This is a genomic window from Paenibacillus sp. FSL R7-0302, assembly GCF_038006885.1.
Classification (GTDB): Bacteria; Bacillota; Bacilli; order Paenibacillales; family Paenibacillaceae; genus Paenibacillus_AQ.
The window spans coordinates 1,735,240-1,760,654 of the sequence record NZ_JBBOWB010000001.1 but is presented as its reverse complement, the minus strand read 5'-3'; the positions used below and the strand labels follow the sequence as shown (position 1 = coordinate 1,760,654).

Annotated in this window: 30 protein-coding genes; 3 read left to right on the top strand and 27 right to left on the bottom strand. The window is 53.7% G+C overall.

The features are described from left to right. Window positions 1–16 precede the first annotated feature (16 nt). Window positions 17–352: a LytTR family DNA-binding domain-containing protein gene (locus MKY96_RS07385; protein WP_340939506.1), complete on the top strand. Its 336-nt coding sequence runs from the start codon at window positions 17–19 to the stop codon at window positions 350–352. Window positions 353–591: 239 nt separating this feature from the next. Beyond that, on the top strand, window positions 592–765 hold the full coding sequence (locus MKY96_RS07380; protein WP_083685839.1) for a sporulation histidine kinase inhibitor Sda: 174 nt from the start codon (window positions 592–594) through the stop codon (window positions 763–765). A 101-nt stretch (window positions 766–866) separates the two neighbouring features. Here the strand turns inward: MKY96_RS07380 and MKY96_RS07375 are convergent, their stop codons facing one another. Both MKY96_RS07375 and MKY96_RS07370 read right to left on the bottom strand, forming a co-directional pair. Further along, entirely contained in the window at window positions 867–1,175 is a 309-nt protein-coding gene (locus MKY96_RS07375) for a hypothetical protein (RefSeq protein WP_036698353.1), read from the bottom strand. 119 nt (window positions 1,176–1,294) lie between these two features. After that, a complete protein-coding gene (locus MKY96_RS07370; protein WP_036731967.1) occupies window positions 1,295–1,954 on the bottom strand; it encodes a helix-turn-helix domain-containing protein in 660 nt (219 codons plus the stop codon). A gap of 237 nt (window positions 1,955–2,191) precedes the next feature. On the opposite strand from MKY96_RS07370, the gene MKY96_RS07365 reads away from it, so the two are divergent. Next, complete coding sequence (locus MKY96_RS07365; protein WP_340939505.1) at window positions 2,192–2,563, top strand: hypothetical protein; 372 nt, start codon at window positions 2,192–2,194, stop codon at window positions 2,561–2,563. 814 nt (window positions 2,564–3,377) lie between these two features. Here MKY96_RS07365 and spo0A read toward each other — a convergent pair. From spo0A to spoIIIAA, 25 genes are all read right to left on the bottom strand, one after another. Further along, window positions 3,378–4,196, bottom strand: coding sequence for a sporulation transcription factor Spo0A (gene spo0A, locus MKY96_RS07360; protein WP_340827354.1), 819 nt, complete (start codon window positions 4,194–4,196; stop codon window positions 3,378–3,380). A gap of 197 nt (window positions 4,197–4,393) precedes the next feature. After that, on the bottom strand, window positions 4,394–5,503 hold the full coding sequence (gene spoIVB / locus MKY96_RS07355; RefSeq protein ID WP_340939503.1) for a SpoIVB peptidase: 1,110 nt from the start codon (window positions 5,501–5,503) through the stop codon (window positions 4,394–4,396). A gap of 138 nt (window positions 5,504–5,641) precedes the next feature. Further along, on the bottom strand, window positions 5,642–7,369 hold the full coding sequence (gene recN / locus MKY96_RS07350; RefSeq protein WP_340939501.1) for a DNA repair protein RecN: 1,728 nt from the start codon (window positions 7,367–7,369) through the stop codon (window positions 5,642–5,644). Between the two features lie 49 nt (window positions 7,370–7,418). Continuing rightward, window positions 7,419–7,868, bottom strand: a complete 450-nt coding sequence (gene ahrC / locus MKY96_RS07345; protein ID WP_036698370.1) for a transcriptional regulator AhrC/ArgR — start codon at window positions 7,866–7,868, stop codon at window positions 7,419–7,421. A gap of 26 nt (window positions 7,869–7,894) precedes the next feature. Beyond that, window positions 7,895–8,371, bottom strand: a complete 477-nt coding sequence (locus MKY96_RS07340) for a hypothetical protein (protein WP_445671475.1) — start codon at window positions 8,369–8,371, stop codon at window positions 7,895–7,897. Window positions 8,372–8,489: 118 nt separating this feature from the next. Further along, window positions 8,490–9,380 (bottom strand): TlyA family RNA methyltransferase, encoded by an 891-nt coding sequence (locus tag MKY96_RS07335; RefSeq protein WP_340939497.1) that lies wholly within the window; start codon window positions 9,378–9,380, stop codon window positions 8,490–8,492. A gap of 41 nt (window positions 9,381–9,421) precedes the next feature. Further along, window positions 9,422–11,335, bottom strand: coding sequence for a 1-deoxy-D-xylulose-5-phosphate synthase (dxs, locus tag MKY96_RS07330; protein ID WP_340939494.1), 1,914 nt, complete (start codon window positions 11,333–11,335; stop codon window positions 9,422–9,424). A 95-nt stretch (window positions 11,336–11,430) separates the two neighbouring features. Then, window positions 11,431–12,378, bottom strand: a complete 948-nt coding sequence (locus tag MKY96_RS07325; protein ID WP_340944488.1) for a polyprenyl synthetase family protein — start codon at window positions 12,376–12,378, stop codon at window positions 11,431–11,433. Next, entirely contained in the window at window positions 12,365–12,622 is a 258-nt protein-coding gene (gene xseB, locus MKY96_RS07320; RefSeq protein ID WP_036698378.1) for an exodeoxyribonuclease VII small subunit, read from the bottom strand. Before xseB ends, MKY96_RS07325 begins: the two co-directional genes overlap by 14 nt. Then, the gene (xseA, locus tag MKY96_RS07315) at window positions 12,606–13,979 is read right to left on the bottom strand and encodes an exodeoxyribonuclease VII large subunit (RefSeq protein WP_340939493.1); all 1,374 of its coding nucleotides are present in this window, start codon (window positions 13,977–13,979) and stop codon (window positions 12,606–12,608) included. Before xseA ends, xseB begins: the two co-directional genes overlap by 17 nt. 9 nt (window positions 13,980–13,988) lie before the next feature. Beyond that, window positions 13,989–14,846, bottom strand: coding sequence for a bifunctional methylenetetrahydrofolate dehydrogenase/methenyltetrahydrofolate cyclohydrolase FolD (gene folD / locus MKY96_RS07310; protein WP_340939492.1), 858 nt, complete (start codon window positions 14,844–14,846; stop codon window positions 13,989–13,991). A 114-nt stretch (window positions 14,847–14,960) separates the two neighbouring features. After that, complete coding sequence (gene nusB / locus MKY96_RS07305) at window positions 14,961–15,410, bottom strand: transcription antitermination factor NusB (protein WP_036698385.1); 450 nt, start codon at window positions 15,408–15,410, stop codon at window positions 14,961–14,963. Window positions 15,411–15,822: 412 nt separating this feature from the next. Continuing rightward, window positions 15,823–16,056, bottom strand: coding sequence for a DUF2273 domain-containing protein (locus MKY96_RS07300; RefSeq protein ID WP_036698387.1), 234 nt, complete (start codon window positions 16,054–16,056; stop codon window positions 15,823–15,825). A gap of 15 nt (window positions 16,057–16,071) precedes the next feature. Continuing rightward, the gene (gene amaP, locus MKY96_RS07295; RefSeq protein ID WP_340939491.1) at window positions 16,072–16,611 is read right to left on the bottom strand and encodes an alkaline shock response membrane anchor protein AmaP; all 540 of its coding nucleotides are present in this window, start codon (window positions 16,609–16,611) and stop codon (window positions 16,072–16,074) included. A gap of 72 nt (window positions 16,612–16,683) precedes the next feature. Beyond that, window positions 16,684–17,100 carry an Asp23/Gls24 family envelope stress response protein gene (locus MKY96_RS07290; protein WP_036698392.1) on the bottom strand — a complete coding sequence of 139 codons (417 nt, stop codon included), beginning with the start codon at window positions 17,098–17,100 and terminating at the stop codon, window positions 16,684–16,686. Between the two features lie 118 nt (window positions 17,101–17,218). Next, complete coding sequence (gene accC, locus MKY96_RS07285; RefSeq protein WP_340939490.1) at window positions 17,219–18,562, bottom strand: acetyl-CoA carboxylase biotin carboxylase subunit; 1,344 nt, start codon at window positions 18,560–18,562, stop codon at window positions 17,219–17,221. A 56-nt stretch (window positions 18,563–18,618) separates the two neighbouring features. Continuing rightward, window positions 18,619–19,128, bottom strand: coding sequence for an acetyl-CoA carboxylase biotin carboxyl carrier protein (gene accB / locus MKY96_RS07280; RefSeq protein WP_340939489.1), 510 nt, complete (start codon window positions 19,126–19,128; stop codon window positions 18,619–18,621). Window positions 19,129–19,405: 277 nt separating this feature from the next. Beyond that, complete coding sequence (locus MKY96_RS07275; protein WP_340939487.1) at window positions 19,406–20,326, bottom strand: SpoIIIAH-like family protein; 921 nt, start codon at window positions 20,324–20,326, stop codon at window positions 19,406–19,408. 107 nt (window positions 20,327–20,433) lie between these two features. After that, window positions 20,434–21,072 carry a stage III sporulation protein AG gene (gene spoIIIAG, locus MKY96_RS07270; protein WP_340939486.1) on the bottom strand — a complete coding sequence of 213 codons (639 nt, stop codon included), beginning with the start codon at window positions 21,070–21,072 and terminating at the stop codon, window positions 20,434–20,436. Between the two features lie 17 nt (window positions 21,073–21,089). Next, window positions 21,090–21,893: a stage III sporulation protein AF gene (gene spoIIIAF / locus MKY96_RS07265; protein ID WP_340939485.1), complete on the bottom strand. Its 804-nt coding sequence runs from the start codon at window positions 21,891–21,893 to the stop codon at window positions 21,090–21,092. A 24-nt stretch (window positions 21,894–21,917) separates the two neighbouring features. After that, entirely contained in the window at window positions 21,918–23,222 is a 1,305-nt protein-coding gene (spoIIIAE, locus tag MKY96_RS07260) for a stage III sporulation protein AE (protein WP_340939483.1), read from the bottom strand. A gap of 46 nt (window positions 23,223–23,268) precedes the next feature. Beyond that, window positions 23,269–23,658, bottom strand: a complete 390-nt coding sequence (spoIIIAD, locus tag MKY96_RS07255; RefSeq protein WP_036698407.1) for a stage III sporulation protein AD — start codon at window positions 23,656–23,658, stop codon at window positions 23,269–23,271. Window positions 23,659–23,667: 9 nt separating this feature from the next. Further along, window positions 23,668–23,871 (bottom strand): stage III sporulation protein AC, encoded by a 204-nt coding sequence (spoIIIAC, locus tag MKY96_RS07250; RefSeq protein ID WP_020426549.1) that lies wholly within the window; start codon window positions 23,869–23,871, stop codon window positions 23,668–23,670. 13 nt (window positions 23,872–23,884) lie between these two features. Then, complete coding sequence (spoIIIAB, locus tag MKY96_RS07245) at window positions 23,885–24,403, bottom strand: stage III sporulation protein SpoIIIAB (RefSeq protein WP_339249529.1); 519 nt, start codon at window positions 24,401–24,403, stop codon at window positions 23,885–23,887. Then, complete coding sequence (gene spoIIIAA, locus MKY96_RS07240) at window positions 24,396–25,403, bottom strand: stage III sporulation protein AA (RefSeq protein ID WP_340939482.1); 1,008 nt, start codon at window positions 25,401–25,403, stop codon at window positions 24,396–24,398. The genes spoIIIAB and spoIIIAA overlap by 8 nt, the downstream gene beginning before the upstream one ends. Window positions 25,404–25,415 lie beyond the last annotated feature (12 nt).

The following is a 25,415-nucleotide window of genomic DNA, read 5'->3' as shown; positions in this document are numbered from 1 at the left end:
CAAGGATGGGGAGTACATGCGTGTCTTACAAAACGACGGCTCATCCCGCAGTATCAAGGATGAGGAGATATTGTATTTCTCTAATTACAAGAATACAATATTCGTCCATACGAAAGAAGGCGAATTTGTTCTCCCTACCACCCTTTCCGATTTGTATGCAGCTTACGGAGAAATGGGCTTTGAACGTCTTGACCGCAGTAATGTAGTCAACATTGGCAATATTGACGGTTATGATCAGGAACGGAAGATTGTTCTGTTCAATCAAGGGGAACAATTTGCAACGGTATCTGAATCCAAGGAACCACGTATCCGCAGATTTCTGGCTTCGCATAAGAACGAACCACAGTCATAGAATGTAAAGAGAGCAGCGATTCCCTTTTCAAAGGGGGGCGCTGCTTTTTTTGTAGTCATGACAGGCTAAGAAAAACAAATTCAATCATTATCACATATTATCCAACTTATGTAAAGATAAATTCAGAGGGCGAATGACAGCAGACGGATTATATTCCAGATGGTACCATTTACATAGAAGCATTTCATTAATATCTTAATTATCTTGTCCACTACTCTCAACCATGATGGAGGAATACAATGGATACTTACTTTCATCCTTCTCCGCGCCCCTCATCACTTGAGCTATTGTCTGACGAACAATTAATGAACATCTACGAATTGGCGCTGGAAGCCAAGGCTTCACCGGATTTTATCCAGATTATCAGGAATGTACTCACCACGCGGAATCTTTCAGGTACCCAACATCATTAGAATGCGAAGCTCTCCACCCATATGGTATACCTCCACAGATGCCAAAAAACCATCCTCCACAAATGTGTGGGATGGTTTTTGGTGTGTAAACAAACTTTTGTCTACTCGATAATTTCAGTCTTGAACACATTCTCCAGCTTCCCGCCAAGCCGCTTCTTGAGGGGAACCTTGATATCGCGTCCCAGCTCCTTGAAGAAGGTCTCGGCATCACATTTGACGTTCTGGGCCATAGCAATGACGGTTCCATCGGCAACGATATTCTGGTTCACTTCAAGCGGCACATCTACTTCAATATCGTATTTTTTGGTCAGTGTCTTGATGTATCTTGCAAAAATCTCCAACAGCTCTTCGTTGTTGAAATTCTCGATGGCCGCTTTCCCTTTGCTGGTGAACTTCATATTGATTCTCATGATTCTTTTCCCCTTTTCTGTCTAACCATTTGTAGTTTGTTTATGGATCAAGATGAATAGATGGCTGCAAATAAGGGCAACATTATTCATTTTGCAATCACGCTAAGCCGGGCCCTTCTTTACTTGTACACGCCCTTGATCTGTTGTACTTTGAACTGGGTGAATTCCTTCAAGGCTTGAATCACCTGATCCTGTTCCTCTTCCTTCAGCTCAAAAATGCCTTCACGCAGCCATTCTCCGAACAAGTATGCCTGACGCCCTTGGCGCGGCTGCCTGCGGAGACTGTCCAGACTTCCCTCGAATATATCGTTCAGCACATCGGTCAGGTTGTACTTCTCGATCTTCTCTATAACCATTCCTGCCCCATATTCCGTCTCATAAACGATGACCTCGTCAGAATCAAAGGAAACATATGACGTTTCTTTGTCTTCCTTCGCCCGGAATTCCTTCAGCTTGTTGAACGCCGTCTCGTAAATGTAGTCCTGGGACTGATTATGCTTAGGCAGCTTGTAGCCCTGCTTCAGCGTCTTGATGTACTCAATATCAGGCATATAGTCGGCCAAATGATACATCCGGTTCTTGAGATCCCCTCCGAGTGCTTCAATGATCTTATCCAGGTTATCCTTAAGCGGGATACTCTCTCCCCGTTCAATCTTGCTGAGCTGTGAATAACTGATGCCGCTCTTCTCTTCCAGCCCCCTGAGCGTTAACCCGCGGGCCTTCCTGAAGTGCCGGATGAAATTCCCCAGCTCATCGGGGTAATTATCGAAATCGTTCATAAGAGCCACCTCTACCTATATCATAACACAAGACAACAATTTGTGTTTCATAATAACAATTGTTTGTGTAAATTCTTTGGATCAGAAGCGTAAAACCCTCCATATCCCCTTAATATATGGGGTTAATTCCCATAAATGAGAGTCGATCCATTCCGTTTTCCTTATTCTCTCAAATACACTCCAATCTTATCCGATATACTCTAATGTAAACTTAATACCACAACTGGAGGAATGTTCATGTCTTACACAATGGAAGTCAATATTGCAAAAAACCAGGTGATCGTCAGAGCCTACGGCCTGACTGAGAGTGACGTACCCGCTTACATAGCAGATTTTGAAAACGCTCTGAAGCAGCTGAAGCCTGGCTTTACCGGAGTAACTGATGTGACAGGTTCCCCAACCGTGCTCTCTCCTGAAGTAGCCGCAATGCTCGCTCCCACCGGTGACCGCGCGATAGAAGCAGGGGTAGGCGGCTGGGTATACGTTGCAGACTCCCCGGTCTGGAAAATGCAAATGAAAAGACTGTTCGGCAAATTTGCCGTACATTATCCTACATATCAGGAAGCCGATGCTTACCTGAGCAGTCTGGGCAACCAGTCCGTTAACTGAGCAGGAGGAGGGATTCCAACATCCTCAGGATCGACATATTCAGGTATGGCTGCACATGTCAAAACCGTTCCTTACCGGAACGGTTTTGTCTGTTGTTTACGGATTCACCACGTATAATAGCCCAAGTGTTTTTTATTATTCAGCAAGATCTTCGTCAATGCTGCAACACACAATATAATATAGATTGCCAGGAAAACCGGCATAGAAAGGAACCCCTTCCTTTCAACAATTCCCATCCCGGTAAAAGTTATACTCAGTAAAAGGTATGGCAGGACCAGCCCTCTTTGATAAGAGGCTCGCCCATCCCTACTCAAAGTATTCATTACCGATTGCCGAAGAAGCACATTGAGTTTAAAAAAATGACAAACCGCTTGTACGAACATCCAGAGCCCTAAAATAATCTGAGCTATGATTTCTCCCACCTCCTTTGCTGATACTGTTTATCGAGCTTCTCTTACCAACCGCTTGTATGAAGCCTCATTGTTGCATATTTTGCAGGATTCCACTCAAAAATATTAACGGCCACGGTACATTGTTGCATTAATTGCAGTAATTCCATTGTTTAGAGCAAGTTAGCGTTGGTTTTGTTGCATTTCATGCAGGATTTCAGCATCGGTCGCTTCTATTGGGCAGTATTGTTGCATTTCATGCAGGATTTCTCTACTACAAAGCTACAAGCTGTAGAGCATTAGGCGCACCAGTTTTTTTGCATACAGACGGATTGGCTTCAGTGAAACAAAATACCACTTGCTATTGGGGAATATAATTTCCCATTAGCAAGTGGTATTTATTTTTTATCCAGCCCCTAACCCCTTCAACCCACCTTATGCTCAATCCGCAGCTTATCGGCTACCATGGCAATAAATTCTGAGTTAGTTGGCTTGGATTTGGAGATATTAATGGTATAGCCGAACAGGTGGGAGATGCTGTCGATATTGCCACGGGTCCAGGCGACTTCAATCGCATGGCGGATGGCGCGTTCTACGCGGGAAGGCGTGGTCTTGAACTTCTCGGCTATAGCCGGATACAGTGTCTTGGTGATAGCACCAAGGATCTCAATGTTGTTATAGACCATGGTGATGGCTTCACGCAGGTACTGATAGCCTTTGATATGCGCAGGGACGCCGATTTCATGAATAATTGAGGTAATATTCGCATCCAGGTTCTTGCCCTTGGACAGCGGAACCACATTACTGGAAGATCTGGAAGAAGAATAGCCGGACATGCTTCCGGAAGTGCTCATACTGCCCTGCGTGCCGACCAGCTGGCGCACACGGTTCGCCAGAACCTCCATGTCAAACGGTTTCAGAATATAATAAGAGGCGCCAAGCTGAACGGCTCTCTGCGTAATATTCTCCTGGCCAAAAGCGGTCAGCATAATGATCTTGGGCTGCGGGTTCAAATCCATATCACGCAGGCGTTCCAGCACGCCGAGGCCGTCCAGATGCGGCATAATGATATCAAGGATAAGGACATCGGGGATCTTGCGTGCTCCGCTGAGCATCTGTAGTACCTCTTCCCCATTATAGGCAATGCCTGTCACGGTCATATCTTCTTGTTCAGTAATGTACTCGGCGAGCAAATTCGTGAACTCCCTGTTATCATCGGCCAACAACACTTCAATATTCTGCACTGGCTACTTCCTCCTTATATATCTGCTATTCAGAAAATAATGATCATCTTCTCTCCCTATAACTTTCGACATCAGGTTTTAATATCCTTCTGTCGAAAATTATTTTTCTTTATTTTTTTTCGGTGTTGATTTATAATTAAATATTTTGTTTCATGTTTCGAGGATAATCGCTGCCCTTCGACAAAAAAATCTTAAGGCTAAACCGCCTTAAGATTGTATTGAGGCTCCTGATCCTGTTGAACCACACCGGAGTCCCTAAGCATCCACTCAATGAAGCAGCCATACCCTGACTTGGGATCATTGACGAACACATGGGTCACTGCACCGATTAGACGGCCGTTCTGGACAATCGGGCTGCCGCTCATTCCCTGGACAATCCCTCCGGTCTTATCGAGCAGACGCGGATCGGTGATGCGCAGCACCATACCCTTAGTAGCAGGGGTCTGCTGACGGGCCACATGGATGATCTCTACGTTGAAGCGTTCGACCTGCTGACCATCGACAACGGTAAGAATTTGCGCCGGTCCTTCCTTCACATCAGTGCTCATGGCCACCGGAATCGGCTCCTGATATAGGCTGTGCTCAGGATTACGGGTCATTTTACCGAATATTCCGAAATCCGTGTTGCTCTCCACATTCCCGAGAACCTGGCTTTCCTTCAGAAAATGGGCCCGTTTCTCCCCAGGATCGCCATCCTGGCTCTTGGAGATTGAAGTGACGCTGGACTGCACGATATGGCCGCTGCCGACCACAATCGGCGTACCTGTGTTCATGTCGGTGATGACATGCCCAAGAGCCCCGTACACACCCTGCTTCGGGGCGTAGAAAGTGAGGGTCCCTACACCTGCTGCAGAATCACGGATGTAGAGCCCGAGCCGCCACACCTTGTCTGTGCGGTCATACGCGGGCTTTAGCTGAGCTGTGTGCTCTTTACCGCCGCGTTTGTAAACGATGCTTAAGGAATCATTGCTCCGGCCGGCTTGCTCGACCAGCCTTGCTACCTTCGATACCTCGTCCAGCTTCACCCCGTTGATGGAGATCATCAGATCGCCGGGCAGGATGCCGCTGTTCTCGCCTGGTGAAATCTTGGACTGCTCCGACACTTCAATCAGATGATGACCTACAACCAGCACGCCTGCCGACTTCACCTTCACGCCAATCGTCTGACCTCCGGGGATGACCTTAAGTTCATTCTCGGTTCCCTGTACCGCCCTAAGCGGCTGATGTTCAAGCGGTGCTGCGTGGATCTGTGAGGGTCCCGTTATGCCTGATAAACTGAGAAAGAAGGCAAATAAAAGGCCGGGCATTAACTTCCTGAGGTTAGGCTTCAATGGCTGTCACACTCCCTTTTGCTTCTTTCGCTTGACGAAAAAGGTGGTCGCCAATTGCGTACCTATAAGATAACCTTGCCCCCAGGCTTTTATTACTGTCAATCATTGTCCCGCTTAGCTTGCAGCTGCCTTGCTGGCCTCGGCCAGACCCAGCATCTCCTGCGCGTGATGCAATGTTTTTTCGGTAATTTCCACACCGCCCAGCATCCGGGCCAGCTCCATTACGCGGCCTTCGGCCGAGAGGGAGTCCACCTCAGTCATCGTGCGTCCGTCTTCGACTTTTTTGGCAATCAGGTATTGATGATCCGCCATACAGGCCACCTGCGGCAGGTGGGTAATGGAGAACACCTGGCAGGTGGAGGACAGCTTATACAGCTTGTCCGCGATGGATTGGGCCGCCCGTCCGCTGACCCCGGTATCCACCTCATCGAAGATAAGGACAGGAATCGCATCATGCCGCGCAAAAATACTCTTCATCGCCAGCATGATCCGCGACAGCTCTCCGCCGGAGGCGATCTTGCCCAGCGGACGCAGCGGCTCGCCGGGATTCGGGGAGATCATGAATTCAGCACTGTCGATCCCCTGCCGGGTCAGGCGGTACCGCCGTCCCTGATACTCCATGCCGCGCGGATCTTCGAGCGTCTCCATCTTCACCTGGAGGGAGGTCCGCTCCATCTGCAGGTCCTTCAGCTCTCCCTCAACCTGTGAAGCAAGCTCCGTCGCACACTGCCGCCGCGCTCGGCTCAGCGCTTCGGCTGCCTCCATTAAGATATGAAGCAGGCCATCACGTTTGGCCGTTAATTTCAGAATGTATTCATCCTTATTCTCCAGCAGATCCGTCTCCCGCTCAATCTGCTGATAATACTCCAGAATCTGCTCCACGCTATCCCCGTATTTGCGCTGCAGTCCAGTGATCAGATCCAGCCGGTTCTCAATATCCTCCAGCCGTGCCGGATTGAACTCGATCTCTTCACGGTAGTCGCGCAGCTGAAACGCCGCATCCTCCAGCTGGTAATAAGCCGACTGCAATTGCTCGAAGACGGCCCGCAGACCCTTCTCGTCATACCGCACCGCATCTTCCAGCCTGGAGATTACATTGCCAATGGACTCCAGCCCTTGCCTGTCATACAGCAGCTCGTATGCGCCGGATACTGAATCCATCATTTTCTCACTGTGGGATAGTTTTACCCGTTCTTCGGCAAGTAATTCATCTTCTCCCGGTTTTAGTCCCGCAGCAGAAATTTCCTCCAGCTGAAAACGGTACAAATCAAGCATCTGATACGCCTTTTGGCTGGATTCCTGAAGTTCCCGGAGTTCTTTTTCCACTTTGGCGAAGGCTGTATATTTCTCCTGATAATCCGCTTTGAGCGGTCCGATCACCGCTTCCCCATAGGTATCCAGCAGCCCCAGGTGACGTTCAGCCTTCAGCAGGTTCTGATGCTCATGCTGTCCATGAATATTGACCAGCTGCTCCCCGATTTCGCGCAGCATGCTCAGATTAACCATTTGGCCGTTCACGCGCGAGGTGCTTTTGCCCTGGGAGGTAATCTCCCGGCGGATCACCAGATGCTCCTCACGCTGCGCACTGATGCCCAGCCGCTCCAGCGTATCCCAGACCGGATGGCTTCCCGGCAAGCTGAAAAGCGCTTCCATTTCGGCCTTCTCGCACCCATACCGGATGGAGTCAGCGGAACCGCGTCCCCCGGCAATGAGTGCGAGTGCATCGATAATAATTGATTTCCCGGCACCGGTCTCCCCTGTAAGGACATGGAACCCCGGATAAAAATGCACATCCACCGCCTCAACCACGGCCAGATTGCGTATAGACAATGTCTCTAACACGAATACAGCACCTCCGACATGATGATTGCCTGTCTGCCCGTAAGCAGAACTACGATATATAACCCATAATTTGTGAAATAACGTCCTTGCTGTCCTCCGGCTGGCGGCAGATTATCAGAATGGTGTCGTCTCCTGAGATCGTACCCATAATTTGCGGCCAGTCAATATTATCAATCAGCGCAGCCACGGAATTGGCCGTTCCCGGCAGACATTTCATCACCACAAGATTCGCGGAATAGTCGATTTGCACAAAATTGTCCACCAGCACCCGCTTCAGCTTCTGGGTCGGGTTATAACGCTGGTCGGTGGGCAGGGAATACTTGTAACGCCCGTCATCCATCGGAACCTTGATCAGCAGCAGTTCCTTGATATCGCGGGATACGGTAGCCTGTGTTACTTGAAAACCCGATTCACGCAATGCCTCCACCAGATCATCCTGGGTTTCGATTTCCTTTTGCGAGATAATTTCTCTAATCTTGATATGCCTGTGTCCCTTCATTGTTGCCTCCCGTATTTATATAGTGCTTAACTGGATTCTCCGTCGTCCTTGCCGAAATTAATTACATGAATGTTGGAATTCACCGTATCCACATAGAGTACCCCGCTGCAATCCGGGTAGATCAGCAGATAGGGGAGGATATGGTCCCGGAGTCCGCTGCCGGTGAATTCAAGCTCCTTGCGGGGGCGGGACAGGATGACCAGATAGTAATGCTCCTCATTCCTGCTGGCTACATAATCAATGAACAGCCTGCTGTACATCGGTGCCCCATTCACCTGAAAAGACAGCGGAATCTTCAGCTTGCCGCCGATCACCTCGTACCCCGCATCCTCCAGCAGAGCGATGGACGGATGGGACTGAATGACTTTGTTGAGCGGGACCCTGTCCTTCATGAAGGAACCCGGAGACCCCTGCAGCCAAATATAGATTCTATAAACGATAAAGACTGCCGCCGCCAGTCCCATAAGTGCCACTACAGCCTTGTCCGAGCTCGCCACTCCCATCACCTCGCTGAATCTATTCGCGTGCGGACGGGTGAAATCCTGCTTCGGACTGACAATCTGCCGCTAATTTCCGGTTCGGGGAGACCAATAAATTCTTATCTTAGGCAGCAAAAGAAACTCATCGCTTGGATGAGTTTCCATGGCCCGCAGCGCTGAAGGTTGCATTCGCTTCCTTAATGACCGAGTCGGCAAGCGCGGCGAAATTATTCGGCTGTGCTTCAGCCACAGAAGTCTGCTCCGCTGAAGGCTGCTCCGCAGCTTCTGCAGGCAGCAGCTTCCAGTGTGCCAGAAATTCGATATTACCTTCCCCGCCGGTAATGGGGGAATACGTTAGTCCTGCAAGCGTGTAGCCCAGCTCGGCTGCCATGGACAGTACGTTCACCAGCACCTCCCGGTGGACAGCCGGTTCGCGGACGACTCCAGACTTGCCCACCTTCTCGCGTCCAGCCTCGAACTGCGGCTTAATCAGCGCAGCGATATCAGCAGGACGGCTAAGCAGCGCCATAAGCGGCGGCAGGATGATTTTCAGTGAAATGAAGGAGACATCAATACTTGCAAAGTCAGGTACAGGTCCCTTCAAATCAGGCGGGGTCATGTAACGGAAGTTGGTCTGCTCCATTACAGTTACCCGGTCATCATTACGCAGGCTCCAGTCGAGCTGGTTATGTCCCACATCGATAGCGTACACATGGGCCGCGCCGTTCTGAAGTGCACAATCGGTGAAGCCTCCTGTAGAGGAGCCGATATCCAGCATGTTGCGGCCGGTCAGCTCGATGCCGAACTGCCGCAAGGCCTTCTCCAGCTTCAAGCCGCCGCGGCTGACATAGGGGTGCAGTGCTCCCTTGACTCTGAGGGCAGAGCTGCGGAGCACCTTCATCCCCGGCTTTTCAATCCGTTCTTCGTTCGCAAGCACAAGCCCCGCCATAATGGCAGCCTTGGCCTTCTCCCGGCTGTCGTAGAAGCCTTGCTCCACCAACAGCACATCAATTCGTTCCTTAGGGTGTTCCATGTTCATCTCCCGATCACTTCGGTCCGCCTTCCGCCTCTGTCTTACGAGGTGGAAGTTGACTTATAGGTATAAGTGCTAAGCCCCTTCATGGACTTAATGCGTGCGCACACGGCTTCAACGGTAAGGCCGGTTTCCTGGCGTTGCTCCTTAATCGACCCATGCTCGACGAAAATATCCGGCACTCCCATCAGGTGGACATGCGCATCATATATTTCATGCTCTGCAAAGAACTCCAGCACCGCACTGCCAAGGCTGCCGGCCTGGCTCGCTTCTTCCAGCACCACCATCCCTGTTCCGGCATGTGCCAGATCAAGCAGCATGGTGTTATCCAGCGGCTTCAGGAAGCGCGCATTCACCACACCGACCTGAATCCCTTCACGCTTCAGCACTTCAGCCGCCTCTTCAGCAACCTGAACCATCGGGCCGCAGGCAAGCACGGCATAATCCTCACCAGGACGCAGGCGTTCCCAGGTGCCGATAGGAAGACTGTGCAGCTCTGCATCCAGAGCAACACCGGTGCCGTTAATCCGCGGATAACGGTAAGCAATCGGTCCTTCATTATAGTCCAGCGCCGTCTTCATCATGTGGCGCAGCTCATTCTCATCCTTCGGCATCATAAGCACCATGTTCGGGATATGACGCATAAAAGCGATATCGTACACGCCCTGATGGGTCTCCCCGTCCGCGCCGACGAAGCCCGCACGGTCGATGGCGAACATAACATTGGCATTGTGGCGGCAAATATCATGGACAATCTGATCATAAGCACGCTGCATGAAGGTGGAATAAACTGCATACACCGGCTTCATTCCTTCCATCGCCAGCGCCGCACACAGGGTGGCGGCATGCTGCTCAGCAATCCCGACGTCAATCATCCGGTCCGGGAATTCCTTGGCGAACGGGAAGAGCCCCGAGCCGCCCGGCATCGCCGGTGTGACGGCAATCAGTCTTTGATCCTGCCGTCCGAGCTCAATCAGCGTTTCCCCGAAAACTTCGGTATACATCGGGAGGCTGACCGCCTCCACGGCCTTAAGGGACTGGCTTGATTCAATTTTGTAGGGTGAGATTGCATGTGATTTATAGAAGTCAGTTTCAGCCGGTTTGTAGCCCTTGCCCTTCGTCGTCAGCACATGAACCAGCACAGGCCCTGATACATTATCTGCCTGATGGAAGGTGTCGATCATCTTCTCGAGATCATGACCGTCCACGGGTCCCAGATAGGTAAATCCGAGTTCTTCAAACAGAACACCTGGTACCAGCATGTTCTTCAGACCATCCTTCACATTCTGCGCAGTCTTCGCCAGACGGCCGCCGATGGCCGGAATTTTCTTCAACAGACCTTCGACCTCATCCTTAGCCCGCAGGTAATGGCGGTCCGAACGGATTTTGCTTAAGTAGTTATGCATGGCTCCTACATTCGGCGCGATCGACATCTCATTATCATTCAGAATCACCATGAGCTTGCGGCGCTCATGGCCGATATGGTTCAGCGCTTCGAAGGCCATACCGCCGGTAAGGGCACCGTCTCCGATCACCGCGATTACCTTATTGTCTTCCCCCTTGAGGTCACGGGCCATCGCCATGCCCATTGCGGCTGAGAGAGAGGTGCTGCTGTGTCCGGCTTCCCAGACATCATGCTCGCTCTCCGAACGCTTCACGAAGCCGCATAGTCCGCCCTGCTTGCGAAGTGTATCAAACCGATCTTGGCGGCCTGTCAGTATCTTGTGCACATAGGCCTGATGACCGACATCATATATCATCTTATCCCGGGGACTGTCATAACAGTAATGCAGGGCCAGCGTGAGCTCCACTACCCCGAGGTTAGATCCGAGATGCCCCCCTGTTACAGACAGCTTCTCGATCAGAAACTGACGAATTTCCTCCGCAAGTGCAGCCAATTCTCCGACTGAGTAAGACTTGAGTTGCTGAGGATCGTTTATTTGTGGAAGCAGCACGAGTATTCCCCGCTTTCCTAGATGTTGTAAAATATAAACCCCATTATAACACAAACGAAACGGCTGTCGAAACACAGCCGTTTTCGAAACTTCATTTAGTGGTCGCGTGACATCAAATATTCGGCAATTTCCAGCAGCCGGGACGGGTCGTTGAACCCGCCTTCCAGAATCGCATCTTGCGCTGCTGAGGTCAATTCCTTGACCTCTGCGCGCGAAGCCTCCAGGCCGATGAAATACGGATAGGTTACTTTTTGCTGCTTGATATCACTGCCGGTTTTTTTGCCCAGCTTGCTCTCATCGCCGATGAGGTCCAGAATATCATCCTGAATCTGGAAGGCCAGGCCAATCTGTGTGCCGAACCGGCGCAGAGCTTCCAGCTGTCCCTCATCCGCACCGGCGATTCTGCCGCCAGCAAGCAAGGAGAAGATCACCAGATCGCCAGTCTTGTGCAGATGAATGTACTGAAGCTGCTGCAGGTCGGTCATTCCCTGCTCACCTTCCATATCGGCCACTTGGCCTCCGACCATCCCGCGCGGACCGGCCATCTCGGCCAGATCCTCCACGATGGACAGCACGCGCTCTGCCGGAACCCCATGCTTACGGGAGGCTTGTACCACACTGTAGAACGCATGAGTCAGCAGCGAATCCCCGGCCAGAATGGCCATGGCTTCCCCGAAGACCTTATGATTCGTCAGCTTGCCGCGCCGGTAGTCATCATTATCCATCGCCGGCAGATCGTCATGGATCAGGGAATAGGTATGGACCATTTCAATCGCGGCTGCCACTGGCAGCGCGGCTTCACGGCTGCCGCCCAGCGCTTCGCAGGCGGCGGTGACCAGCAGCGGCCGCAGGCGTTTGCCTCCGGCCTGCAGCGAGTATTCCATCGACTCCCTGAGCACCTGGGGAACGTCCCACTGCTCCGGTACGGTACTGCTCAGAGCTGCGGTAACCCAGCGGCTGACATCTGCTATATACTGCTCCAGCGGTTCGCGGCCCTGCGCCGCTGCCGAACCCCCCGATGGCTCAAGCTCAGAATGACTCATCGCTATCGCCTTCCAGCCGGCTGCCGAACGGCTTCTTGCGCAGTTCGCCATCCTCCACGGTGATCATCTCAATCTTGCGCTCCACCTGCTCCAGCTTGCTGCCGCATAGCTGCGAGAGCTTCATTCCCTGCTGGAATAAATCAATCGCCTTCTCCAGGGGAACGTCACCGTGTTCAAGCTCACGCACGATACCCTCCAGGCGCTCCATAGCTCCCTCAAAATCCAGTTCAGCTTCCTTCGCCATTCGCTTTGCCATCCTCCTTCATTCCCCATACGTGGCAGTTTAGTTGTCCGTCATTAAGCTTTATGTTGACCACATCGCCAAGCTCTACTTCCTTCAGCGATTTGATTAAATGCTGTTCCTTCTCGTCATACACGAGGCTGTAGCCCCGTGACATGACCTTAAGCGGGCTGAGCGCATCCAGATGGCGCAGCTCTGCCCCGAACCGCGCGCGCTTATCGGCAAGGCGCGCCTGCATGGCCGCCGTCAGCTCACGGGTGAGGCCATCCGTGCGCCGGCGGGCAGCGCTGACGCTGCTAAGCGGATGGAAGCGCTGCAGGCTCTGGTGCAGCAGCGCGCTGCGCCCTTGCGCGCGGCTGTGCCTTGCCTCTGCTGCGCGGAGCAGGGCCGCGCGCAGCATATCCAGCCGCTGCGCGTGCTGGGCCAGCTGCCGGCGGGGGCCGGCCAGCGCCAGCGAGCGCTGCAGTGCAGCGAGGCGTTCGCCGCCGCGCTGCGAGCGGCGCAGCAGCCCTTGGCGCAGCCGCTGCCGGGCCATGCGCAGCTGCCCGGCCAGCTCGGCTGCGCTCGGCACAGCGAGCTCCGCCGCTGCCGTAGGGGTGGCCGCCCGGAGATCGGCGGCGAAATCGGCGATCGTGAAGTCGGTCTCGTGGCCCACGGCCGAGATGACCGGAATCCCGGAGGCCGCAATCGCCCGCGCGACGACCTCTTCATTGAAGGCCCACAGCTCCTCCAGGGAGCCGCCGCCGCGTCCGACAATCAGCACATCGGCCTCTCCCATGGCATTCAGGTTCTGTATGGCCTGTACAATGGACGGTCCGGCCCCCTTACCCTGCACTAGTACAGGGTGGAGTACAATCGCAACCTGCGGGTAGCGCCGCTGCAGGGTGATGATGATATCCCTCACAGCCGCTCCTGTCGGGGAGGTCACAACCCCGATGCAGCGCGGGAATTGCGGCAGCGGACGCTTGCGCTCCGCTGCGAACAGGCCTTCCTTCTCCAGCTTGCTCTTCAGCTGCTCGTAAGCCAGATACAGGCTGCCGATTCCGTCAGGCTGCATATGTGTCGCATAGAACTGGTATTGCCCGTCCCGTTCATATACAGTCACATTTCCCCTGGCTATTACCTTCGTGCCTTCCTTGGGCACGAACGGCAGCCGCGAGTTATGCGAAGCGAACATGATGGCTTTGATCCGGCTGCTCTCATCCTTCAGCGTGAAGTACATATGCCCGCTTCCGTGATGGGTGAAATTCGAGATTTCACCGCGAATCCATACGTCGGACAGCAGCGCATCCGAATCCAGCTTCATACGGATATATTTGTTAAGCTCCTTAATGGAGTAGATCTGCCGCTCTGCCGCCATAAGTCCGGCCTACTTGAGGCCGCGGCGGCGTTTGGCGGCGATCAGTGTGTTGCTCATCAGCATGGTGATCGTCATCGGTCCTACGCCGCCCGGCACAGGCGTGATATGCCCAGCGACTTCCCGGGCACTCTCATAATCAACATCCCCGGCAAGCTTGCCGGTATCCAGACGGTTCATCCCGACATCAATCACAACCGCACCTGGCTTCACGAACGAGGCGTCGATGAAGTTGGCCCGTCCAATCGCTACCACCAGGATATCGGCCTGACGGCTAAGCTCAGCCATATTCGCTGTGCGCGAGTGGCACATGGTTACTGTGGCATTCTCACGCTGTAACAGCAGGGATACAGGCTTGCCGACAATATTACTGCGGCCGATCACGACAGCATGCTTGCCGGAGATCTCCGTACCGGTCCGCTTAATCAGTTCAATGACCCCGGCAGGCGTGCAGGGAAGCAGACTGTCATCCCCGATGACGAGATTCCCTACATTGACCGGGTGGAAGCCGTCCACATCCTTCTCTACAGAGATGGCGTCAATCACAGCCTTCTCTTCAATATGCTTCGGAAGCGGCAGCTGAACGAGGATGCCGTCAATATCGCTGCGGCCGTTCAGGTCCGCCACCAGTGCCAGCAGCTCCTGCTGGGTGGTAGCGGCATCCAGCCGGTGCACCTCGGAATGGAAGCCCAGTTCAATACAGGACTTCTCCTTGTTACGCACATAGACCTGGGAAGCCGGATCTTCACCGACCAGAACGACAGCCAGACCCGGCTTTACACCGCGCTCCGCTAAGTCTGCAACCTCCCGGGCAATCCCGATCCGAATGTCGTCCGATACCTGTTTACCGCTGATAATCGCTGCTGTCATGTAAGTCTCTCCCCTATTGTCTATTGAAGGCTTATTAGCCTGTTACTGCCGCCTGCTGCTGAATCTGAATCGAATCTGAATCGAATTTAAATGGAAGCTGAAGCTGAAGCTGAACTACAGCTCAGCTCTAAGCGTGTCCACATCCTGAATCATTTTACCGAGGACACCATTCACGAATTTACCGGAATCTTCTGTGCCGAAATGCTTGGCCAGATCAATCGCCTCATTGACAGACACCTTGGCCGGCACATCGCTGGCGAAGATCATCTCGAAGGTAGCCAGACGCAGAATCTGACGGTCTACACGTGACAAGCGGCTCATCTGCCAGCCCTTAAGATAATGCTCCAGCATATCGTCAATCGCCATTTTGTGCTCCCACACGCCGTTGACATGCGTAACTACATAAGCCTTCAGTTCAATCTCATCGGTAATAACGCGCTCGGTTTCATTCTCATCTGCCGCTTCTTCAATCAGCATATCAACCGCTTCGGTAACCTCTACATCGTTCATTTCCATCTGGTACAGGCTTTGTACAATAATTTCTCTCGCTAAACGTCTCTTCATGTGTTCCTCCTACGAACTAGCCTCTTGTTTTGGTGTTACAGATTTCAACAATTACAACCGGACCAGCTTCTATCCTACATTTCCTCACATAAACGTCCGCATAGGCCGATTTAAGAGCATTTATACCCTTAATTTTCTCAAAAAGCCCACTTCGAGCCGATTTAGGTGTACTTATACCCTTAATTTTCTCAAAAAGCCCACTACGGGCCGATTCAGGTGTATTTATACCCTTAATTTTCTCAAAAAGCCCACTACGGGCCGATTCAGGTGTATTTATACCCTTAACTTTCTCAAAAAGCACACTCCGGGCATTTATACTGCCTTTTCAGCAAAAAACCGCGCAGCCTTTCTTCCGCAGGTCAGCAACTCAAAGTAACGGGTTCCAGGCTTCCGGGAGAAAGACTATCGCGGTTCATTTGAAGGGACGCCAGCGTCCGGACAGCCGCTCTGCGATCTCCTGCCATTGAAACAGGGGACCCTGCGCGGTATCCTTTCGTTTGCCGAACGTATATCCGATGAACACTACCAGTGCAAAGAACAGCATATCCCAAAAACCGCTAATCAGATAAATCAATCCGAGAAAGACACCGAAGGCAACTCCGGTAATTCTACCCCCGTGACTTTCCCATACTTCTCTCCAGGACATCAGGGAAACTCACCTCTATTCCACTCGACTTTTGAAGCTTGGTGCCTGTGTGAGGTTAGCAATGTATACAGACACATCTGCAACCGGAATTCCGGTTGTCTCCTGTACGAAATCATGCACCTGACGCTGTACATCCGTTGTAAGCAGCGGCAGTGAATGCTCGCCGTCGACGACCGCCCGGATCATAATCTCAAGACCTGCCTGTGAGACACGGATGCGCGATTTCAGGTCGCGGATGCCCTTCACTTTGCCCGCAGCCTTCAGACTCAGGTTCTCAATGGTCTCCATTGAGATCTGAATATCCCCGTACTCTGTACGCTGATCCACAGACGGCAGGGAAGCGCGGTCGCGGCGCAGGGAGATGTAGAAGAAGCGGATGCTCAGCAGGAACAGAATGACCGCCACCGAGATCGCAGTGATATAGACCGCCGGTCCGTCCGAAATCTCATACTTGTCCGGAATGACACCGCTTAAGAGGAGGATGGCAGTTACAGATAGTATTCCAATGCTTAAGCTGTACAGGAACAGCAGAAGCCTGTCCAGAATTTTGGCCACGAGTCTCACAACCTCCTTAAATTAAGGTAAACCCTCGACGCACTGTCGGGGGTTTATGGAAGAACTGAACCCTTACTTCACGCGGATAACCGCATCCGTGTCCTCGCTCTTGTCAATGCTTGTATTGCTTTTGAACTGCACATCATGAATATGCACGTTCACTTCCACAACGGTCAGACCGGTCATGGTTTCGATGGATCGCTTAACATTGCGCTGAATTTCAGCAGCCACTTCCGGAAGACGGTAGCCGTATTCGATAATTACGGACACATCCACCGCAGCCTCGCGCTGTCCAACCTCAACCTTAACCCCTTTGGACAGGTTCTTGCGTCCGAGAAGCTCCACGATTCCGCCGGCGAAACCGCCGCTCATTCCGGCCACACCTTTCACCTCAACGGTTGCCAAACCGGCGATAACCTCGATCACCTCTGGAGCGATCTGGATCTCACCGATTTCCGTACGTTCAAATTCTGTCGGCAATGTACTCATTTGGACTTCACACCTTTCCAGCAAAAAAGTTGTAGGGGCACTTCGAACGGGCAGTACGCCTCTTATTAAACATACTATATCATTTGACGAACTTTATGACAAACCATGAGAAGCCGTCCTAAACTTCATACTCCTCAAGGAACTTGATATCGAAGTTTCCGTCCAAGAATACCGGATGCTCCAGCAATCTCTGGTGGAATGAAATGGTGGTATGTATGCCCTCCACCGCAAATTCGGCCAGCGCACGCTTCATCTTGGCGACAGCCTCTTGCCGGGTCGGTGCCCAGACGATCAGCTTGGCAATCATGGAGTCATAAAAAGGTGAAATGGTATAGCCGGGGTACGCCGCGCTGTCCACCCGTACGCCGAGTCCGCCCGGAGGCAGATAAAAGCCGATTTTGCCGGGAGACGGCATGAAATTACGTTCAGGGTCCTCCGCATTGATCCGGCATTCGATCGACCACCCGTTGATGACAATATCCTCTTGGGTGAAGGAGAGCGTATTGCCTTCCGCCACAGAGATCATTTCCTTAATTAGATCCACCCCGGTAACCATCTCTGTCACGGGATGCTCCACCTGGATACGGGTATTCATCTCCATGAAATAGAACTGGCCGTCAGGTCCAAGCAGGAATTCCAGCGTGCCCGCCCCCGAGTAATTAACCGCGAGCGCGGCCCGCACAGCGGCTTGGCCCATCGCTTCACGGGTCTCCGGTGTCAGGATGGAGCAAGGCGCTTCCTCCACCAGCTTCTGGCGGCGGCGCTGCACAGAGCAGTCACGTTCACCCAGATGGACTACGTTGCCGTGATTGTCGGCGATGATCTGAATCTCCACATGCTTCATGCCGGTCAGGAATTTCTCCAGATAGACCCCGGCATTGCCGAAGGCCTTCTGCGCCTCCTGCTGGGCAGCGGTAATCTGCTTCACCAGCGATTCCTCGTCCTCGGCGATGCGGATGCCCTTGCCTCCGCCGCCAGCCGTAGCCTTGACGATGATCGGATACCCGATATCCCGGCCCAGCATCACCGCTTCTTCTATGTCGCCGACAAGCCCGTCGGAGCCCGGAATAATCGGAACCCCCGCCTGCTTCATCGTCTCCTTGGCTACTGCCTTGTCGCCCATCCGCGTAATCGCATCCGGCGACGGGCCGATGAAGGTAATATTACAGGATTCACAGATCTCGGCGAAATCCGCGTTCTCGGCCAGGAAGCCATAGCCGGGGTGAACAGCATCGCATTCCGTCAGCGTGGCAACGCTCATAATATTAGTAAAGTTCAAATAGCTGTCCTTGGCGGGCATCGGTCCGATACAGTACGCCTCATCTGCAAGACGGACATGCAGGGAATCGCGGTCCGGCTCCGAATAGACAGCCACTGTGGCAATACCCAGCTCGCGGCAGGCCCGGATAATGCGGACCGCAATCTCGCCGCGGTTGGCAATCAACACTTTTTGAATGTTCATGCGTTTCCTCCCAAAGTTTAGCGAAGCTTGCAAGCTCCTCCTCATTCTCGCGGCAATTATTCCGCTCTCACCAGAAACAGCGGCTGGCCATATTCCACCAGTTGGCCGTTCTCAACCAGGACAGAGACAATCTCGCCCTTCACTTCGGCTTCCAGCTCATTCATCAGCTTCATTGCTTCAATGATGCAGACCGTGGATTTCTCATTTACCCGGTCCCCGACATTGACAAAGGAAGGCGTCTCCGGTGAAGCGGCACTATAGAAGGTCCCGACCATCGGCGAGACGATTTTATGTAATGCGCCTTCAGCGGAGGGTGCGGGCTGCTGCGCCGCAGCAGGAACTTCACTAACAGCCGGAGGGGCAATGATCTGCGGACTTTGCGGCTGCGGGGCTGGCGTAAAGGGGTAGGTATAAGGAGCCGCCTGAATTACTGTTCCTTCAGCTTCAGAGCGATCCGGTTTACGGATAGCCAGCTTCATACCTTCGCTTTCAATCTCCAGCTCGTGCACGGAGGAAGTCTGGTCCAGCAATTGAATCAATTCCTTAATCTCGCTTAACTTGAACATTGGGTAGTTCACTCCTTCAGCTTTCTCTCGAAGCCATTTTGGGACGCTGGCTGAGCAGGGTACGATATCCGTTCTGACAAGCATACCTGTAAGGCTGGGCTGCTCTGTTATTCTCTTGAATCGCTACCTGGTGTAACCGCTGCCTGCGTAATCTTCTTTTTGTATGCATCGATAACTTTATGTATTATATCACAAACGCTAGAAATGGAAAGAGCCTGGGACGCGCCCGGGCTCTTTCGGCATTTTATTCTATTTTCCCTGATTATATTCAGCTGGCTTACTGCTCCGAGACGTATTGGACCTTAATCTTATCCTGGGTAACGCTCAGTTCCTTCATTACAAAATCCACGATGCCAACCGCCTGCTTCACATCCAGCTTATCGCTGAGCACTACGATCGTATAGGCGTCACCGGCTTCTTCTTTCACAATGGCCTCACCGTATTTTTGTTGAAGCTTTTCTTCAATCCCGGTGATTTTGGATTCCTTCTCTTCCAGCTTGCTCAGTTGCTCCTGGGCTGCTGCATTCTCGGCTGGTGTCTTATCCATATCGTTAATCAGCGCCAGCAGATCATTATGATCCTTCAGGTTCTTCTGCTCGCGTTCATACAGGTAGTTCGTGAACAGGCTGCTGGCCGATACGCTCTGCGAAGCCACCTCATCCAGAATAGCCTCGTCGTCCTTCGCCGGAGTCTTGTCTACAGCGGCTGACGTATCCTTGCTGTCCTTGCTGTCCTTAGTGTCCTTAGTGTCCTTATTCTCCTTGCTGTCCTTGCTGCCAGCCGTATCCTTGCCGTTATCAGCCGTAGTAGTGGCCGCCTTGTCCGTTGCTGCAGTTGTATCCTTAGCAGTGTTACCGCTGTCTGCAACCACACTGCTGTCATCTATCACAGCCGGAGTCGTAATGTCCTCAGTTGCCACTGTCGATGCTGCTTCATCCTTGGAGGTCTTGCTGCTGTCATCCACGGTTCCTACTGCAATCCCTTTGTCCGTGCTGACCTCTTTGATGACAAGTCCGCTGTCCAGCGTAGTGGCGGTTCCGCCGCCCGTTCCGTCTTTGATAGTGTCCACCTGGATGCTGCCTGCGGTTTCTTTGGGGATGGGAGCCCCCGTATCTTCCGTGAACAGATAATATGCAGAGAGCACTACCATCAAACTGAGCATAGAAACCAGCCAAATCGTTTGTCTTTTGCCCTTCATTGTTTATACCTCCTATAATTTTGTTGCCAGCCCTCTTGTCGTGTGTGTCATGTGTATCGTACAAGCCTCTTCTGTTAAAGCATATGCCGGGGTTGCCGGAGACATGCCTATTCCTGCTTGCGCGGGACAACAGAAATCCGGTAGACCGGTACGTTAAGCCCTTTTTCAACCGCCTGCTCAATCAGACTGCGCACGACCTTGTTCTCTGCCCCTTTGGCAACCACCAGCACTCCCCGTACCTGAGGCTTCACCCGCTTGGTGATGATCGGAGCCTCGTTCCCTGACTGGCTGTAAGTGACGATCTGGCCGTCCCTGGTGTACTGGGTGGTATGGCGTTTACCGCCGCTGGCATCCGTTTCTTCACTTTGCTGCTGCGAGTCGTTCATATTGCGCTGCACGATAATCTCTTCTGTGGAATCTACGGTGACCATGATATCCACAGTACCGACCCCCACGATTTTCTCCAGAATCTCCTTCGTGCGGTTCTCCATCGCCAGTTCGATACTGTCAAAAGAATTCGCGTTTCCGGTCTCCGGCTGCAAAACCGTCTGTGAGGTCCCGCTGTCCGGCGGTTCACGCCCTGTGTTCTCGTTGTCCAGCTTCTTCACATTCACGAAGGAGTTGAACAGCATGATCGCAACGCCCAGCAGACCGATTATGATCAGCCAGCGGAAGGTGTGGCTGCGCTTCGGGCTGCCGCTGCCGCCTCCGGCCCACTGCTCCAGCTTTTTCAGCCAATTGCCCATTGATTTCCCTCCTTCAATTATGATTTCACGGTACCGCCCCCGCTGCTCTGCACCTTGATCAGAGCGGGGTCCAGGTTCCAGTTCTTCTCCAGCAGCTGGATAATTGTTCCAGCTTCTTCCGCCAGGGTCTCCTGCACTCCCTCTATGCCGCTCCCGGAAGAGGAGGAAGCCGGAGCCGAACCACCACCTGAGGAGGACGCTTCCTGCGCTTCACCATCCCCGCCGCTGCCTTCCAGACTGACCTGGACCGGTTCTACAGGGTTAATCTGTATCGGCCCGGCTGACGGGAGGGATGCTGTACCCTTGCCCGGGACAGCGCCTCCAGAGGCGCTCTGCTCCGGCGGAAGAGCTACCGTGACCGAGGAGATCAGCGGCACCTCCTCGCCGAGCGGCGCATTTGGATTCGGACCCATGGCCAGGGCCACCGTCACCTTCACCCCGCCGAGCCCGGTGCTCCCGGCAATCTGGTCGCGCATCTGGCCGGCGATTTCCTCGGCAGCCAGCTTCAGGCTCTGGTCACGTGCTCCGGCGGCAAGCATCCGCCCGTCTGCCAGAATCTTGTCCAGCGAATCCGGTGCGCCCTCCGCCTTGTTCAGCAGCCCCCCGCTTCTCTCCTGCTGCTGCATCGCCACGGTCAGCTCCTTGCTGGCATCGCCCTTCAGCAGAGAGATTATCGGGCTGAGCATCGTTAGCAGAACCAGCAGACTGAGCACCAGCCTGGCATAGCGTTCCATGGATTTGCTGGGCAGCAGCATCTCCACGAATGCAGCCATCAGCACGACGAGAATCAGCTCATGGAGCCAACTGCTGAGCCAGGACATGGCGCACCTCCTTATCCTTTCGTTCTATCGCATCATCACGGTCACATTGCCCGCAGTCAGCATAATGGTTACAGCCAGGAAGAACATCAGCGAGACGGCGGCCAGCGCCGCGAAGACGTAAATCATGCTTTTGCCGATCGTCTGCAGGCAGGTCACAATCGGTGTCTCGCCCAGCGGCTGCATGACAGCTGCGGCCAGATTGTAGATCAGGGCGAGGATCAGTATTTTGATTGCCGGGAACGCGCACAGGAAGAGGATAATGATTACTCCCGACAGCCCGATGGCGTTCTTCACCAGCAGTGAGGCCGAGATGACCGTGTCCGTGGCATCCGCGAACATTTTACCGATCACCGGCACGAAATTTCCTGTTATATATTTGGCCGCGCGTATGGTCACTCCGTCTGTAACCGAGCTGGTAATCCCCCGGACGGAGATCACTCCTAGAAACACCGTCAGCAGCACCCCGAGCAGCCCGGCCCCGATATTGCGCAGCAGATTCGCCAGATGGGTCAGCTTGTATTTCTCCGACATGGCGCTCACCAGATGCAGCACCGCCGAGAAGAACAGCAGCGGGAAGACCAGCGTATGAATCAGCGTGCCTACGGTATGGATCATGAATACGATCAGCGGATGGGTCACCGACACCGTGACGATATTGCCCATGGAAGCCAGCAGCGCGAACAGCAGCGGAATCATAGCCATCATGAAGTCGATCATCCGGTCGATGGCATCCTTGGCATAGCCGATAGCGACATTGAAGCTGTTAACGGCGATGACCAGCACCACCATGTAGCAGAGCATATAAGCAATCCTGCTGACTGATTTCCGTTCAAAAGCGGTCTGCAGCGTCTCCAGAATCATGCTCAGCACACTGATCATCACAATCGTGACCAGCAGCTTGCCGTTGTAGAGTACCTCATGCCACATGAAGTTCATCAGGCCGGACAATACACTTTTGAAGCTTAAGCCCTTATCTCCCGGCAGCAGCATGTCCATCAAGGAAGGCGTCCGTCCCTCCGGGAAAAATCCGCCGTAATCCTTCATCAGCTGGTCCCAGTAAGACTCGACTTTGTCTTTTGGCAGATGCTCCACCTGCCCTTTCACCCACTGGTCAACAGGAGACGCAGGGCCTCCGCTGCCGCCTGTAGCCGGGGACGAAGGAACCGGAGCCGTGCTTGCCGCACTTGCAGAACTTGCATCACTTGCGGCGCTTGCGGCGCTTGCCGTGCTTGCACACAGCAGAAGCAGGTGGAGCACCAGCAGCAGAGCTGGCAGAAGCAGGAGCGCTTTCACCCCTTTTGGCGGCCGAAAAATATGATGCTCCTGCATTCCCTCACCTCCGCTTTACTCCAACTTGTCCGGCATGTCCGCTGTATCAGGCTGGCAGCAGCTTCATGACCGTTTCAATAATAATGCTGATAATCGGAACAGCCAGCACCATGATCAGCACCTTGCCGGCCAGCTCAATCTTGGAAGCAATCGATTCCTGCCCGGCATCCCTCACGATCTGCGCCCCGAATTCCGCGATATAGGAGATGCCGATGATTTTGAACACGGTTTTGATGTGGATCATTTCCATCCCGGAGGACTCCGCCACCCGCTCCAGCGTACCTAGAATCGTTCCGATCTTGCCGATCAGGAACAGGAAGATCAGGATGCCGGCCGCCGTGGTCAGCAGGAAGGCGAATACCGGCTTTTGTTCCTTCAGGACGAGGATAAGGACCGTCGCCAAGATGCCAATTCCCACAATCTGAATGATTTCCATAACTTCAGCCTACTGAAAAAGAAAAATCGTTTTGATTTCCTGCAGCAGCCCATCCAGCATCCGGATGACCATGAACAGGACGATGATAAAGCCGACAATCGTTACCCAGTGGGCGATATCCTCTTTGCCCATCTGCTTAAGCACCGTATGGATCATGGCGATAATGATGCCGATGCCGGCAATCTGAAAGATCGCGTTGACTTCAATATTCATTCCTGGCACCTCGCTAAAAGATCAAAATGACGATCAATGCTCCAAGCAGCAGACCCAGGCTTTTACTCACCTTCTCATACTTGCCCTGATCTTCTCTGGCCGCTGTCTCCTCCTGCTTCAATTGCTGTAAAGCCAGTGCAATATGCGTGCTCTGATTTGGCCGGTCACTGGTTCCGAGCGTGCAGCTTAGCTGCCGGATGATCTCCTTCTCTGTGCCCCGCAGCGATGCGCTGCTCCAGTGGGCTTCCATCGCCCGCCGGATGGCCTCTTCCGCACTGTAGTTATGCGGCGGGTTCATCTCCTCCGCCGCCGTAAGGAAGAAGGCTCTCAGCGGCTCCTTCGTCTGCATCCCGATCCGGCGCAGCGCCTCCGGCAGCGGCGTGTAGCCGTACTGGATCTCGGTCTCCAGCCGCTGGAGCGCTGCAATCAAGGCCCGGATATGCCTCGGCCGGTCGGCATACTGGGCCGCCCGCTTGAAGCCGGCCAGGGTTCCCGCCAGCACGATCAGTACCGCGCCAAGCAGCTTAAGCATGGCGGTCACCCCCTGACACCGGCTGCTGCTCCGGCGAGACCAGCAGCAGCCCGCGCTTCTGGGCGTCCAGAATGCGGAAGGACAAGCCGGAGGCTCCGCGGTGCAGTATCACATACCGTTCGAACATCCGGTGCTCCAGCAGCCCGCCAAGTCCGGGCCGCCGGGCAAGCTCGGACACTTCCTTGCCGTGCGCGGAAGCGACCACCGAGATCCCGGCGTGCAGCGCCTCTGTCACTGCCTCTGCGTCCTCCATGCGGCCGATTTCATCGGCGATCAGCACATCGGGCGACAGAGAGCGGATCATCATCATCATGCCCTCCGCCTTGGGGCAGCCGTCCAGAATATCCGTGCGCGGCCCGACATCGAAGGCCGGAATTCCCCGGCGGCTGCCTGCGATCTCAGAGCGTTCGTCGACGATGCCGACCTTCAGCCCCGGCCGGCTGCCTTCCCGGCCGCCGCTTGCGCCAGCCGACAGCTGCCTGGCCAGATCTCGCAGCAGTGTGGTCTTGCCATGCTGCGGCGGGGACAGAATCAGCGTATGCATCACACGCTGCCGCCCCCGGTCCAGCAGATACGGCAGCACGCCGTCGGCGATGCCGTGCACCTCACGGGCAATCCGCACGTTGAAGCCGGTAATATCACGCAGATGCTCCACGCCGCCCCCGCTCAGCACCGTCCGGCCGCAGAGACCGATCCGGTGTCCGCCCGGAATCGTGATGAAGCCCTTGCGCAGCTCCTCTTCCATCGTATAGAGGGAATGATTGCTGATGAGGTCCAGCAGCCGGTGCGTATCCTCCCGGTCTGGCCGGTAAGCCTCGCCGGGAAGCTGGGTCAGGGTGCCGCCGGCACCGATGAAATGATACTTGCCGGAATAGTTGATCTCCAGCGGCCGTCCCTCACGGACGCGAATCTCCTCCACCTTGTCCAGGAGCGCAGCGGGGAGGCCGCCGAGCAGCGCTCTTACTTTTTCGGGAAACAACAGAAGCCAGTCATTTGTCATACCAGGTACCCC